The sequence below is a fragment of the Sphingobium bisphenolivorans genome, from assembly GCF_000412635.1.
Taxonomy (GTDB): domain Bacteria; phylum Pseudomonadota; class Alphaproteobacteria; order Sphingomonadales; family Sphingomonadaceae; genus Sphingobium; species Sphingobium bisphenolivorans.
In genome coordinates, this window is the sequence record NZ_ASTG01000009.1 from 67890 (window position 1) to 81940 (window position 14051).

The following is a 14051-nucleotide window of genomic DNA, read 5'->3' on the forward strand; positions in this document are numbered from 1 at the left end:
GGTGGTTCCCCCTCACCAACTTCGACGAGGATCGGATGGTCCAAGTCTTCGTATCCTCTCCCTCCAGGGAGAGGGTTAGGATATGAAAAGGAACGGCAAATGAAGGTTTATTACGACCGCGACGCGGATATCGGCCTGATCAAGGGCAAGAAGGTCGCCATCCTGGGCTACGGCTCGCAGGGTCACGCCCATGCGCAGAATCTGCGCGACAGCGGCGTCGCCGAAGTCGCCATCGCGCTGCGCCCCGGCTCGGCATCGGCCAAGAAGGCTGAAGGCGCAGGCTTCAAGGTTTTACCGAACGCGGAAGCCGCCGCATGGGCCGACGTGCTGATGATCCTCGCCCCCGACGAGCATCAGGCCGCGATCTACGCCGACGACATTCATGCCAATCTGAGTCCCGGCGCCGCGCTCGCCTTCGCCCACGGCCTCAACGTCCATTTCGGCCTGATCGAGCCGCGTAAGGACGTCGACGTGATCATGATCGCGCCCAAGGGCCCCGGCCACACCGTGCGCAGCGAATATCAGCGCGGCGGCGGCGTGCCCTGCCTGATCGCCGTGGCGCAGGACGCGACGGGCAACGCCCATGACATCGCCCTGTCCTACGCCAGCGGAGTCGGCGGCGGCCGCAGCGGCATCATCGAAACCAACTTCCGCGAAGAATGCGAAACCGACCTGTTCGGTGAACAGGCCGTGCTGTGCGGCGGCGCGACCGCGCTGGTCCAGGCGGGCTTCGAAACGCTGGTCGAGGCCGGCTACGCTCCGGAAATGGCCTATTTCGAGTGCCTGCACGAATTGAAGCTGATCGTCGACCTGATGTATGAGGGGGGCATCGCCAACATGCGCTACTCGATCTCCAACACCGCCGAATATGGCGACATCAAGACCGGCCCGCGCATCATCACCGAAGAAACCAAGAAGGAAATGAAGCGCGTTCTGGAAGACATCCAGTCCGGCCGCTTCGTCAAGGACTTCGTGCTCGACAACCGCGCCGGTCAGCCGGAACTGAAGGCCAGCCGCCTCGCCGCCCAGCGTCACCCGATCGAGGAAACGGGCGCCAAGCTGCGCGCGATGATGCCCTGGATCGGCGCCAACAAGCTGGTCGACAAGGACAAGAACTAAGCCCCTTTTCTCTCTGCCTTGCGCAAGGCAGAGAGATTTCAAACGGTAACGCTTTGTTTCCGGTTACGGCTATGGAACAATCAGGGGGCGTCGCATATTGTGCGGCGTCCCCTGATCGCTTTTGGAGAGCCGTTTCCATGCGTAAAATTCTGATCCCCGCCGCCGCCCTGATCGCCCTGGCTGGCGGCAGCGTCGTCATCGCCCAGCAGATGCCAGCCGCGCCCGGCGCCAAGGACCCCGCCCGCGTGACCGGCGGCACCTATCAGATCGACCCTGGCCATACGCAGATCGTCTTCGCCTATGATCATATGGGCTTTTCCAACAATGTTGGCGTGATCTCCGAACCGACGGGCACGCTGACGCTCGACCCCAAAAACCCCAATGCAGCCAAAGTGTCGGTCGAGGTTCCGGTGACTAATATCAAGACCGGCATCGCGAAGCTCGATGAGCATCTGATGAAGGCGGACTTTTTCGATACGGCCAAATTCCCGAAAGCCAGCTTCGTGTCGACGGGTGTGAAGGTGCAGGGCACCAGCGCCGAGATTAACGGCAATCTCACCATCAAGGGCGTGACCAAACCGGTGACGCTCGACGCCGATTTCTACGGCGCTGGCAAGGCTCCGGCGATGGCTGGCGGCAAAGAAAATATCGGCTTTGTCGCGACCACGCGGATCAAGCGCAGCGACTTCAACATGGGCTATGGCGTGCCGATGGTGGGCGACGCGATAGAGTTGAAGATCGTCGCGGCGTTCCAGAAGTAAAGCGGTCGATGCCTCCTTCCTCTCCCCTTGTGGGAGAGGAAGGAAGCCGTGCGATGCACGGCGGAAGGGTGAGGGGCGGCGCTGCGCTCCCCCCCCCTCTTCCAACTTCGCCTAGCTTCCCCCGGCTCAAGGGCGGGGTTAGCAAGGCGGCGTATCCTTCTCCCATCAAGGGAGAAGGAATATTGCCCCGCTCCCCAACCCTTGCGCTCCGACCCCCAAATGGGCTAAAGCCATCCCATCATGCAGCGCGCGCTTCTTCCCCTGCTACGACTTACACGCCCTTGAGCGTGATTTTGGTGCTGCTCTTCGCTTGAACGATGCGGCCATACGCTTAAGGGCAATTCCAACCGATAGTCGTTCCACCGGGCAGGCCAGCGCCGCCCGACCGCAGAGAAGTAATTTCGCCATGATGTTGACCGATCCTTCGCAGAAGTACCGCCCCTTTCCCCAGGTGGACCTGCCCAACCGCCAGTGGCCGGGTGCGGTCATCACCTCTCCGCCGCGCTGGCTGTCGACCGATTTGCGCGACGGCAACCAGTCGTTGATCGACCCGATGAATGCGGAAAAGAAGCGGCGCTTCTTCGACCTGCTGCTGAAGGTCGGCGTCAAGGAGGTCGAGATCGGCTTTCCCGCATCGGGCGCGACAGATTTCGACTTTATCGCCGGCCTGGTGCGAGATGGCGCGATCCCCGACGATGTTTTTCCGCAGGTGCTGACGCAGGCGCGCGAGGATCTGATCGCCACCACCTTTGAATCCCTGCGGGGGTCGAAGCAAGCCATCGTCCACGTCTATAACGCCGTGTCGCCGGCATGGCGCAACATCGTGTTCCAGATGGACCGGCCGCAGATAAAGGAGATCGCGATCAACGCGGCCAAGCTGCTGCGCGACAATGCGGCGAAGCAGCCGAACACCGACTGGCATTTCGAATATAGTCCGGAAACCTTTTCGACCGCCGAACTGGATTTCAGCCTGGAGTGCTGCGAAGCGGTGATGGACATATTGCAGCCGACGCCGGAGCGGCCGCTGATCCTGAACCTGCCCGCCACGGTTGAGGCGGCGACGCCCAACATCTACGCCGACCAGATCGAGTGGATGTGCCGCAATATCAGCAAGCGCGACAGCGTCGTCATCTCACTGCACACCCATAATGACCGGGGCACCGGCGTTGCCGCCGCGGAATTGGGGATGATGGCGGGCGCGGACCGCGTCGAGGGCTGTCTGTTCGGCAATGGCGAGCGTACCGGTAATTGCGACCTGGTGACGGTCGCGCTCAACATGTACACGCAGGGCATCAATCCCGGGCTGGACTTCAGCGACATCGACGAGGTCATCCAGACCGTCGAATATTGCAACCAGCTGCCCGTTCACCCGCGCCATCCCTATGCCGGCGAACTGGTCTTCACCGCCTTTTCCGGCAGCCATCAGGACGCCATCAAGAAGGGATTCGCTGCGCAGGAGACGCGCAACGACCAGATGTGGGACGTGCCCTATCTGCCGATTGATCCCAAGGATCTGGGCCGCGACTATGAGGCAGTCATCCGTGTCAACTCGCAGTCCGGCAAGGGCGGCGTTGCCTGGGTGCTGCAGCAGGACAAGGGGCTGAAGCTGCCCAAGCGGATGCAGGCCGATTTCTCCAAGGTCGTGCAGGCGCTGGCGGACGAGAGCAGCCGCGAACTCAACGCCGCCGACATCTGGATGGCGTTCGAGGATCATTACCGCCTTGCCGGCGACCAGCCCTACCGGCTCATCGACTATAATGAGACTGGCCATGCCGGCGACCGGATCTTCACCGGCAAGATCGTCCACAAGGGCGGAGAGCGCTCCATCTCGGGCCGCGGCAATGGCCTCATCTCGTCGGTTCTATCGGCGCTGCGCGACGATCTGGGCGTCGACCTGGAGGTTGCGGACTATAATGAACATGCGATCGGCGCGGGCACGGATGTCGCGGCGGCAGCCTATGTCGAATGCCGCACGCCCGATGGCCGCACGGTCTTCGGCATCGGTACCGACACGGACGTCGCGACCGCTTCGGTTCAGGCCGTCCTCTCCGCCGCCAACAGCGTGGCTGCGGGGCGCTAAGCTCGCAGCACCTCCACCCCGCACCGGGTGGAGGTGCTGACTGATTATCGCCGCCGAAAGAATTGCTTGCGCGTAATCCCGAGTGCGGCGACCGATATTGCGGTTGTCGTCCGGGGATACGCGCCATGACCTTGCACTATCGCAGTTTCGGATTTCAGGTGCTCGCCGGCATGGTGATCGGCCTGCTGCTTGGCATCACCGCAAGATCGATCGGTGCCGACGCCCATGGTGGGCTCAACTGGCTGGCGACAGCGCTCAAGACCATAGGAGCGATTTTCGTCTCGCTCCTCAAGGCGGTGGTGGCGCCGCTGATATTCGCCGCGATCGTCGCGTCCATCGCCAACTTGCGTGCGCTGGACAATGCGGCGCGGCTTGCTGGCCAGACGCTGCTCTGGTTTGCAATCACCGCCGCCCTTGCCGTCACCATCGGCCTGGTCATCGGCCTTGTCGTTCAACCGGGGGTCGTGCTGCACGGGGCTGTCCTGCCGGCGCAACAGCCAAGCTCGTTCGGCGGCTGGCTCGATTTCCTGAAGGGCCTCATCCCCGGCAACGCGCTGGCCTTGACCGCCAGCACCCAGGTCGATCAAGCGGGGGCGACGACCAGCCTGTCGTTCAACATTCTTCAACTGCTGGTCATTTCCATCACCATCGGCCTTGCGACCCTGAAGGTCGGTGAGAGAGCAGAGCCCTTCCTCGCTTTCGTCCGCTCGCTGCTCGCCATCATGCGCGCGATCCTCGGCTGGATCATTCGCCTGACCCCGATCGGTTCGGCGGCGCTGATCGGCAGCGCCATAGCGACCTATGGCTGGGATGCGCTTGGACGGCTGGGTGTATTCGCCGGGTCTGTCTATCTGGGCCTCACGCTGGTGCTGCTTGTCGTCTATCCGCTGCTGCTCCTCGCCAGTGGGCTCAAGCCCCTGCCCTTCTTCGCCAAGGCGTGGCCGGCGATCCAACTCGGCTTCGTATCGCGCTCCTCGGTCGGCACCCTGCCCGTGACCGAGGCGGTGACGGAGCGGCTCGGCGTCGATAAAGGCTATGCGGCCTTTGCCATCCCGCTTGCCTCCACGACGAAGATGGACGGGTGCGCCTCCATCTATCCCTCACTCGCCGCCATCTTCGTCGCGGGCTTTTATGGCATACCGCTTCATGCCATCGACTATCTGCTGATCGCGTTTGTATCGATCGTAGGATCAGCGGCGACGGCGGGCCTCACGGGCGCGATCGTGATGCTGACACTCACCCTCTCCACCCTGGGCCTGCCCTTGGAGGGCGCGGGACTTCTGCTCGCGATCGATCCGATCCTCGACATGGGACGCACGGCCGTCAATGTCGCGGGACAGGTGCTGGTCGCCACCATCGTGGCGAAGCGGGAAGCCATGCTGGACGAGAGCGCCTATTATGGCGACGGCCCGCTCACGACCGGCGAAGCAGCAGCGTAGCCGATCGCAAAGCCGGCATGGCCGGCGATTTTTCCCTCTCCTTTTCCCCCTTTTTGACCTACATGCCGCCCGCACAGCATGAACGGAAGAACGAGCAAAGTGGCGGAGCATCAGGTTCATATCATCGGCGGCGGCCTCGCGGGATCGGAAGCTGCCTGGCAACTCGCCCAAGCGGGGGTCAAGGTGCGCCTGTCCGAAATGCGCGGATCGGGGGACATGACCGCCGCGCACCAGACCGACGGGCTTGCCGAACTGGTCTGCTCCAACAGCTTCCGTTCGGATGACGCGGACAAGAACGCCGTCGGCCTGCTGCATCAGGAGATGCGGCGCCTGGGCTCGATCATCATGGCGCAGGCGGAGCCGGCCAAGGTGCCCGCCGGATCGGCACTTGCCGTCGACCGCAATATCTTCTCTCAGGGCGTGTCCCGGACCCTGGCCGATCACCCCAATGTAGAGATCGTCCGGGAACGCGTCGACAGGCTCCCCGACGCGGGCATGACCATCGTTGCGACAGGGCCGCTCACCGCTCCCGCGCTTGCGGCCAGCATCGGACAGGTTGCGGGCATGGATCATCTCGCCTTCTTCGATGCCATCGCGCCAGTGGTGCATTTCGACAGTATCGACATGGATAGATGCTGGATGGCGAACCGCTGGGACAAGATCGGTCCCGGCGGCGGAGAGGGTAAGGATTATATCAACTGCCCGATGAACCGTGACCAGTATGAAGCCTTCGTACAGGGGCTGCTCGATGGCGAAAAGACCGAGTTCAAGGAGTGGGAAAAGGACACGCCCTATTTCGAGGGCTGCATGCCGATCGAGGTGATGGCGTCGCGCGGACGGGAAACGCTGCGCCATGGACCGATGAAGCCGATGGGCCTCGACGATCCGCGCACCGGGCGCTGGCCCTATGCCGTGGTGCAGTTGCGGCAGGACAATGCGTCCGGCACGCTATGGAACATGGTCGGGTTCCAGACCAAGTTGAAACATGGTGCGCAGGTTGAACTGTTCCGCACCATCCCGGGGCTGGAAAACGCCGAATTCGCGCGGCTGGGCGGGCTGCATCGCAATACATTCATCCAAAGCCCCAAGCTGCTGGACGGCACGCTGCGCCTGAAAAGCGCTCCGCATATGCGCTTTGCCGGGCAGGTCACCGGCTGCGAAGGTTATGTCGAGAGCGCGGCAATCGGGCTGCTCGCCGGCCGGTTCGCGGCGGCCGAGTTACTCGGCTACACCCTGCCTCCGCCGCCGCCCGAATCCGCCTTGGGCGCGTTGCTGGGCCATGTCACCGGCAATGTCGAGACGGCCGACTATCAGCCGATGAACGTCAATTTCGGGCTGTTCCCACCGATCGATGACGTCAAGAAGAAGCAGCGCAAGGAGGCGATGACGGCCCGCGCTCGGGCTGCGCTGGGCGAGTGGCTGGGCGCTCTTCAGCCCGCCTGATCAGCATTTGCAGCGCGGCGCGGCGGCCTTTTTCGGGGCGGTGGTGGCGAATTCCGCTGGCGTCAGCTTGCCGTCGGCATTGCCGTCAGCCGTGGCGAAACGGTCCGATGTGGTGACGGCCCACTCCTCGAACGACAGCAGGTTGTCGCCATCTTTATCGAGCGCCTTGAAGGCCTTCACCCGGCTGCCCATCATTTCGATCCGCGTGATCACGCCATCGCGGTTGCGGTCATAGCGGGAAAAGCGCTTTTCCTCCCGGCTTTGCGGCGATGCTTCAGCGGGCATGGGTGGCGGCGCTCCGGCGGCATCGGGGTCGCCTTCCGGCAGCGTGTCGATGGCGGGCGGAGGCGGCGCCCCGATCAGGGGCGCCGGCAAGGGATCGCTGCTCGCCCTGCCCTGCCACCAGAATAATCCACCCGCAGCCAGCAGCAGCGCCGCCATGGCGCCTGCAAAAACCCGCCCCACTTGTCGTCCCCTTCATCGCCCCGTCAATGCGATCCGTATCAACTTCAGATAGAGGCCCGGCGTCAATCCCGCCGGTGCATGGCGGCTGCGGACGATGTCGTCGCGCGCGAGTTGATAGGCGATCCGCAGAGGCCGCCATTCACGCGGCCATCGCACCTCTTGACCGATAAGATGACGGCGGGCGAGCGCCAGCGCCTCACCAACTAACTCTGCGTTGCCGGTATGACCGGACAGGTCCCAAAGCGCCCAAGCCGCGCCTGCCGAAGCGAGCCAGTCCGGAATATCTGCCCTACTCGCGAGCGCACGGAAAAGCCCGCCGCCACGACCTTCTGCATAGGCAACAAGATCGATCTCGCCTGTCATCGCCTCCCAGCCGTCGAGCCATTGGTCGAGCCCCGCTACAGGTAGCGCGCCTGCAAGGCGCATCGCGTCGATCAACGGTTCGCCGCGTCCCTTCACTCCGCTCTCATCCGTCAGCGCATTATTCCACCAGGCGAGCCGCAACGCCCCGATCATCGCGTCGCTCGTCGTCGCTGCCAGACGCGCGAAACGCGCATCCAGCGCCCAGATCAGCCGATGCCGCTCCCTCTGTTCGCCCGCATAGGCGCTCAGCAAAGCGGGCAGCCCGCCCACGTCCTCATTTTCCACGCCCGTCGTCATATGACCTTAGAAATAGAAAATGCGCGAAATTATCCGCTTCTTAACCACGGCCGACATAGTGATCTCACAATCTGCCCTTCGTCGGCAGCGGGTTGCCCTGCCCGAAATCAGGGTGCGGGGCAAGTAAAGGTGTGTGCGGGCATGGGCGATCGGTTCAGACGGGCGCTGTTTATCTTGATGCGGCTCTATCATAATCAGGCGGGGAACACGCTTGCCATCGTGGCAGCAGCGATGATCCCGTTGGTAGGCATGGTGGGAGCCGGGGTGGACTTCAGCCGAACCTATCTGGTGAAAGCCCGCATGCAGCAAGCATGCGACGCCGGCGCATTGGCCGGGCGCCGATCCATGAGCGGCACCGTGCTGACCTCTGCCGACAAAGCGGAAGCACTAAAATATTTCAATTATAATTTCCCCAATCAGTTGATGGGCGCCGCAGCCATGTCCACCACGGACAGCAATGCCCTCAACCGGGTGACGACCGAGTTGGAGAATGGTCAACTTCGGATGAAGGCGACGACGGCCGTTCCTACCACTCTGCTGAAGGTCGTTGGCATCAATGAAATGCGCGTAAATGCCGAATGTTTGGGCGAAGAATATTATGTAAACACGGATTTGATGCTCGTCCTCGATACGACGGGATCGATGAATTGCTATTTGACCGATGCGCTGTCTTGTTCCCAAGAAACAGAAAAGCCTACGAGCGGAACGAAAAAGTCCAAGATGCTTGAAATGCGCGAAGCGCTAAAGACGCTATATTCAAATTTGCGCCCTGCCCAAGTCGCACTTGAAGCCAAAAATTTGCGTATGCGAATAGGGTTTTTACAGTTCTCCAGCACGGTGAACGTCGGCAAGCTCATTCGGCAGGTCAATCCCGCCTATGTTCGTTCGACTTATGCTTATAGAAATTCCAGCGGCAGTCTGAAATCCGCCACGGATTGGAATGCTTATTCGTCCAACTGGCTGGATATTAGTTGGGAGGGCTGCATCGAAGAACGCGGAACATCTACCGCGCTTACAGCCACTACCACCTCCATCCCTTCCGATGCATGGGACCTCGATATCGCCAAGATTCCTGACAGTGATACGACCAGGTGGGCTCCTTATGATTATCAGGCGACTAGCGGGTCCACACGCATCAGTGAAGAATCGATGGGTTCGGTGACTAGCTCAAACTATTACAAAGCCGCTTGTCCCAAACCGGCCGTCGCACTGCAAAAATGGGACAGCACAACAGCCTTCAACACACAAGTCGATAAGATCGTCCAGGGTGATGGCCCGACGTATCACGATTTGGGGATCATCTGGGGCCTACGGATGATTGCGAACAATGGGATTTTCGGGGGAAACAATCCAGATAAGTTCAACAATGTTAAGGTGAGACGTACCATCGTCTTCATGACTGATGGCTATATGCAGCCATTTCGCAATGCTTACAGTGCATATGGCGTCGCGCAATATGCCGGCAGAACGGCTTCAACCGGCACGTCTGACGCCAGCCTTGAGGACATCCACAAGCAGCGTTTCAAGCTAATGTGCGCCAAAGCCAAATCCGATCCATATTATGTCGATGTCTGGGTTATCGCAGTATTGTCGGGCCAGGCCATGGATGCCGAGATTTCATCCTGTGCATCTAACAGCAGCCAAGCAATCGCGGTGAGCAATTCCACCGATCTGGCGAACGCATTCAAGCGCATCTCGGACAAGGTCGGCAATTTGAGGATAGGGGCGTGATCCTCGCTCGGCTCAGGCGACTGGCAGCTAACCGCGATGGTGCCACCATCGTCGAGTTCGCAGTCATCATCGGCCCGTTGACCGTCTTGATCCTGGGTGCTCTTGATCTGGCTTATCAAGCCTACGCCACGGCCGTCGTTCAGGGAACGGTGAACGCGGCCGCCCGGCAGGCGACATTGGAAGGCGCTACCGACGCTACCGTTGAAACCTATGTCCGGGATCGGCTCAGCAGCATCGCCAGCGGCTCCAATATACAGATCACGGCATCAAACTTCCTCACCTATAATAAAATCGGGAAACCTGAAAAGCTGACCACCGACGTCAACGGAAACGGCCTCTACGACAAGTCGGGGCCCGACTGCTTCATCGATGACAACCGGAGCAACAGTTATGATGCGGCCAGCCAGGGTGCTTCCGGCATCGGCACTGCCGAAGATGTCGTGCGTTATCAGGTGAACGTAACTTACAAGCGCCTATCCCCTGTTCCCCAGTTTGCCGGAATGGGAAATTCGGTGACCATTTCCCGATCGACCTTCATGCGCAACGAACCCTATGCAGGCGTTGTAGATCCGCCTGTGAAGTGCGGAGTCTGAAAATGAACATCGCACCAAAATCTGATCGGGCCAGCCTGTATATCGGCAGGTTCGCCCGATTGATCCGGAATTGCGAGAACGGCGTCGCCTTGGTCGAGTTCGCCTACGCCCTTCCGTTCTTGATCCTGCTCATTTTCGCGGGAGCGGAACTGGCCAACCTCGCGATTGCCAATGCACGCGTCAGCGCGATCACCAGCATGGTCGCGGATGGCGCTGCTCGCGTACGGGACAGGATTGATGAAAATGATGTCAACGACATCATAATAGGCGCAAAATACGCTGGCGAGTCCCTCGACCTGACATCGCGGGGCCGGATCATCATTTCAACCTTGGAAGACAATGCAGCGACAACCTCCACCACCGATCAGGTTATCACCTGGCAGCGATGCAAGGGCATCAAAAGCATTGCCAGCAGCCAACTTATCGGCAGCGAAGGCCAGGTGCTTACAACAGGAATTGGCGCGTCAGGGAACCTGTCAGCTACTCCGGGGAACCCTGTCGTAGTCGTCGACATCTTCTATGACTACAGACCGATCATGTCTGATAGATGGTTCGGGCCGATTACCCTCCACTATTCGTCAGCATTTTCGGTCCGGGATCGCACCCTCCAGACCCTGCAGAATGCCCAAAATCTATCAGGAACCGCCAAAGCCACCTGTAATTATTATTCAGCCTGAAGTTCGCTTGGCCTGCCCCTCTCGTAAGGCGCAGATGGTCAACAAGAAGGGGCAGCGCGACAAGCTGCCCCCGTCTCTTTCACCTATAGCAAACCTTCTTCGCCGCCGCGACGACGCGGGCGGAGTCGATGAGTGCGGCTTTCTCCAGGTTTGCCGCATAGGGTAGCGGCACATCCTCGTTCGTCACGCGCAACACCGGGGCGTCGAGATCGTCGAAGCCCTGCTCCATGACGACGGCAGCGATTTCCGACGCGATCGAGCAGGTCGGCCAGCCTTCCTCGACCACCACCAGCCGGTTGGTCTTCTTCAGGCTTTCGAGCACCGTCGCCGTGTCCAGCGGGCGCAGCGTGCGCAGGTCGATGACCTCCGCGTCGATGCCTTCCCCCGCCAATGCCTCGGCTGCTTCGAGAGCGAGGCCGACGCCGATCGAATAGCTGACCAGCGTCACGTCCTTGCCTTCGCGCAGGACGCGGGCCTTGCCGATCGGCAGCACATAGTCGTCAACCGTGGGCACGTCGAAGCTGCGGCCGTAGACCAGTTCGTTTTCCAAGAAGACGACCGGGTCCTCGCATCGGATCGCAGCCTTCAGCAGGCCCTTGGCGTCGGCCGCATCATAGGGCGCGATCACGATCAAGCCGGGGACCGATGCATACCAGGGGCCGTAATTCTGGCTGTGCTGCGCGGCGACGCGGCTCGCTGCGCCATTGGGGCCGCGGAACACGATCGGGCAGCGCATCTGGCCGCCGGACATATAATTGGTCTTGGCGGCCGAGTTGATGATGTGGTCGATCGCCTGCATCGCGAAGTTGAACGTCATGAACTCGATGACCGGCTTGAGGCCCCCCATCGCCGCGCCAGCGCCGATGCCGGCAAAGCCATATTCGGTGATCGGCGTGTCAATCACGCGGCGGGCACCGAATTCTTCCAGCAGGCCCTGCGTGACCTTGTAGGCGCCTTGATATTCGGCGACCTCTTCGCCCATGACGAAGACGCGTTCGTCACGGCGCATTTCCTCGGCCATGGCATCGCGCAGCGCTTCGCGAACGGTGGTCTTCACATAAGCGGTGCCTTCAGGCAGAGCCGGGTCCTTGACCGCTGCCCTCGCCTCGGTGGCGAGCTTGGACGTTCCGCTCTCCGCCTTCTTCGGCGCTTCGGGCGCAGCCTCGGACTTGGCGGGAGGAGCTGACTCCTTTGCCTTGGGTGCCGGCGCGGCAGCTTCACCGCCCTCGCCCGCCATGGTCGCGATGACCGTGCCGACCTTCACGCCTTCAGTGCCCTCGGCCACCATGATCTGACCGATCTTGCCTTCATCGACCGCTTCGAATTCCATCGTCGCCTTGTCGGTTTCGATCTCCGCCAGGATGTCGCCCGAGCGTACCTCGTCACCTTCCTTGACCAGCCATTTCGCCAGCGTGCCTTCCTCCATCGTCGGCGACAGCGCCGGCATCTTGATTTCGATACCCATCAATATTGCTCCACCAGCACGTCGGTATAGAGTTCAGCCATGTCCGGCTCAGGAGAAGTTTCAGCGAAATCGGCAGCGTCGCTCACGACCTTGCGGATGTCCTGATCGATCTTCTTGAGCTCGTCTTCGCCGACGCCGGCTACCGTCAGATATTTCTTCACACCCTCGATCGGATCCGACTTGTCGCGCATCGACTGCACCTCCTCGCGCGACCGGTATTTGGCCGGGTCGGACATGGAGTGGCCGCGATAGCGGTAGGTCTTCATTTCCAGCAGGATGGGGCCATTGCCGCCCTGCACCCATTTCAGCGCTTCCTCGGTCGCGCCGCGCACGGCGAGCACGTCCATGCCGTTCACCTGGATGCCCGGAATGCGGAAGCTTTCACCGCGGCGGTAAAGCTGATCCTCCGCAGACGAGCGGTTGACGCTGGTACCCATGGCATACTGGTTATTCTCGATCACGAAGATGATCGGGAGCTTCCACAGCTCGGCCATGTTGAAGCTTTCGTAGACCTGGCCCTGGTTCGCCGCGCCGTCACCGAAATAGGCGACGCAGACGCCACCGTCATTGTTGTACTTGTGCGCAAAGCCAAGGCCCGCGCCGAGCGACACCTGCGCGCCGACGATACCATGGCCGCCATAGAATTTATGCTCGACGCTGAACATATGCATCGAGCCGCCCTTGCCGCGCGAAATGCCGGCTTCGCGGCCAGTAAGCTCGGCCATGATGACGTTGGGGTCAATGCCGTAGGCGAGCATGTGGCCATGGTCGCGATAGCCGGTGATGACGCTGTCCTTGCCGGGCTTGAGCGCCGACTGGATGCCGACGGCCACCGCTTCCTGCCCGATATAAAGGTGGCAGAAGCCGCCGATCAGGCCGAGGCCGTACAGTTGCCCCGCCTTTTCCTCGAACCGGCGAATGAGCACCATCTGCCGGTAGAATTCCAGCAGTTCTTCCTTGCTAGCCTTATAGTCAGTGGGAGTATCGGGGCGAGGCCGGTTGTGGTCCGCGCTGGCACTGTCTGCTGCCGTCGCACGAGCAGCCGCGCGTGCCGGGCTGACCGCCTTTGCGCGTGAAGGACGCGGCGTCGTTGATTTCGCCAAGGCTCTTATCCTTTTGCGTGGGTGAGGATGGAAGGAAGGCCGATATAGCGGCAGAACGCCCCAAAATGCAACGCAGCAGGGCGTATCAAATCATGGGCGACGCAAGTAGGCCACCGCTGGCACTCAGGACATGCCTGACACCCAGATCAGTTCAGGGGAATAACGACCTCGTCGTGGTGAACCACCCCGAGCTCACGGCGGATCAGTTCATCGCTAAGGTCGGGGTCGACGCGGCGCGGATCGAGCAGATCGACCTTGTTTTTCAGCTCCTGCCGCGCGGCCTGGACCTGCTTCAAGTCGGCCTGCGCATGGTGCAATTGCCGCTTATAATCACCCCATGCCAGGATCCCGTTCGATCCCAAGACGACATAGCCAGCGAAAAAAAGAAGAAGCAGCACCGCGATCGCCGGCCCCAGAGCCGAAAAGAGCAACATGCGAAGTTTAGCGATATGCGCCATGGACAAGTTGAATCACAGGATCGGGCCGGCCGCAAGCGTAATTTACTATGCTTGCGG

At 61.1% G+C, this 14051-nt stretch carries 13 protein-coding genes; 8 read left to right on the forward strand and 5 right to left on the reverse strand.

Going from position 1 to position 14051, the window contains the following annotated elements:
• Positions 1-99: 99 nt before the first annotated feature.
• From ilvC to trmFO, 5 genes are all read left to right on the forward strand, one after another.
• Positions 100-1119, forward strand: a complete 1020-nt coding sequence (ilvC, locus tag L858_RS0108200) for a ketol-acid reductoisomerase (RefSeq protein ID WP_022682665.1) — start codon at positions 100-102, stop codon at positions 1117-1119.
• 137 nt (positions 1120-1256) lie between these two features.
• Complete coding sequence (locus L858_RS0108205) at positions 1257-1880, forward strand: YceI family protein (protein WP_022682666.1); 624 nt, start codon at positions 1257-1259, stop codon at positions 1878-1880.
• A 406-nt stretch (positions 1881-2286) separates the two neighbouring features.
• Positions 2287-3960, forward strand: coding sequence for a 2-isopropylmalate synthase (gene leuA, locus L858_RS0108210; RefSeq protein ID WP_022682667.1), 1674 nt, complete (start codon positions 2287-2289; stop codon positions 3958-3960).
• A gap of 125 nt (positions 3961-4085) precedes the next feature.
• Positions 4086-5399 (forward strand): dicarboxylate/amino acid:cation symporter, encoded by a 1314-nt coding sequence (locus L858_RS0108215; RefSeq protein WP_022682668.1) that lies wholly within the window; start codon positions 4086-4088, stop codon positions 5397-5399.
• A 99-nt stretch (positions 5400-5498) separates the two neighbouring features.
• Entirely contained in the window at positions 5499-6842 is a 1344-nt protein-coding gene (trmFO, locus tag L858_RS0108220) for a methylenetetrahydrofolate--tRNA-(uracil(54)-C(5))-methyltransferase (FADH(2)-oxidizing) TrmFO (protein WP_022682669.1), read from the forward strand.
• On the opposite strand, the gene L858_RS0108225 is transcribed toward trmFO, so the two are convergent.
• Together L858_RS0108225 and L858_RS0108230 are read right to left on the reverse strand one after the other, a co-directional pair.
• On the reverse strand, positions 6843-7307 hold the full coding sequence (locus tag L858_RS0108225; RefSeq protein ID WP_022682670.1) for an EF-hand domain-containing protein: 465 nt from the start codon (positions 7305-7307) through the stop codon (positions 6843-6845).
• 12 nt (positions 7308-7319) lie between these two features.
• Entirely contained in the window at positions 7320-7967 is a 648-nt protein-coding gene (locus tag L858_RS0108230; RefSeq protein WP_022682671.1) for a hypothetical protein, read from the reverse strand.
• A gap of 141 nt (positions 7968-8108) precedes the next feature.
• Between L858_RS0108230 and L858_RS0108235 the strand changes: the two genes are divergently transcribed.
• From L858_RS0108235 to L858_RS0108245, 3 genes are read left to right on the forward strand one after another with little or no spacing between them, the layout of a single operon-like run.
• On the forward strand, positions 8109-9698 hold the full coding sequence (locus tag L858_RS0108235) for a TadE/TadG family type IV pilus assembly protein (RefSeq protein WP_022682672.1): 1590 nt from the start codon (positions 8109-8111) through the stop codon (positions 9696-9698).
• Positions 9695-10291, forward strand: coding sequence for a TadE/TadG family type IV pilus assembly protein (locus tag L858_RS0108240; RefSeq protein WP_022682673.1), 597 nt, complete (start codon positions 9695-9697; stop codon positions 10289-10291). The genes L858_RS0108235 and L858_RS0108240 overlap by 4 nt, the downstream gene beginning before the upstream one ends.
• A 2-nt stretch (positions 10292-10293) precedes the next feature.
• Entirely contained in the window at positions 10294-10968 is a 675-nt protein-coding gene (locus L858_RS0108245) for a TadE/TadG family type IV pilus assembly protein (protein WP_022682674.1), read from the forward strand.
• 79 nt (positions 10969-11047) lie between these two features.
• Here L858_RS0108245 and L858_RS0108250 read toward each other — a convergent pair whose 3' ends face one another.
• The 3 genes from L858_RS0108250 to L858_RS0108260 all read right to left on the reverse strand — a co-directional run bounded on the left by L858_RS0108250 (position 11048) and on the right by L858_RS0108260 (position 13994).
• On the reverse strand, positions 11048-12433 hold the full coding sequence (locus L858_RS0108250; protein ID WP_022682675.1) for a pyruvate dehydrogenase complex E1 component subunit beta: 1386 nt from the start codon (positions 12431-12433) through the stop codon (positions 11048-11050).
• Entirely contained in the window at positions 12433-13536 is a 1104-nt protein-coding gene (pdhA, locus tag L858_RS0108255; RefSeq protein ID WP_022682676.1) for a pyruvate dehydrogenase (acetyl-transferring) E1 component subunit alpha, read from the reverse strand. Before pdhA ends, L858_RS0108250 begins: the two co-directional genes overlap by 1 nt.
• Before the next feature lie 146 nt (positions 13537-13682).
• The gene (locus tag L858_RS0108260) at positions 13683-13994 is read right to left on the reverse strand and encodes an FtsB family cell division protein (RefSeq protein WP_022682677.1); all 312 of its coding nucleotides are present in this window, start codon (positions 13992-13994) and stop codon (positions 13683-13685) included.
• Between the last annotated feature and the right edge of the window lie 57 nt (positions 13995-14051).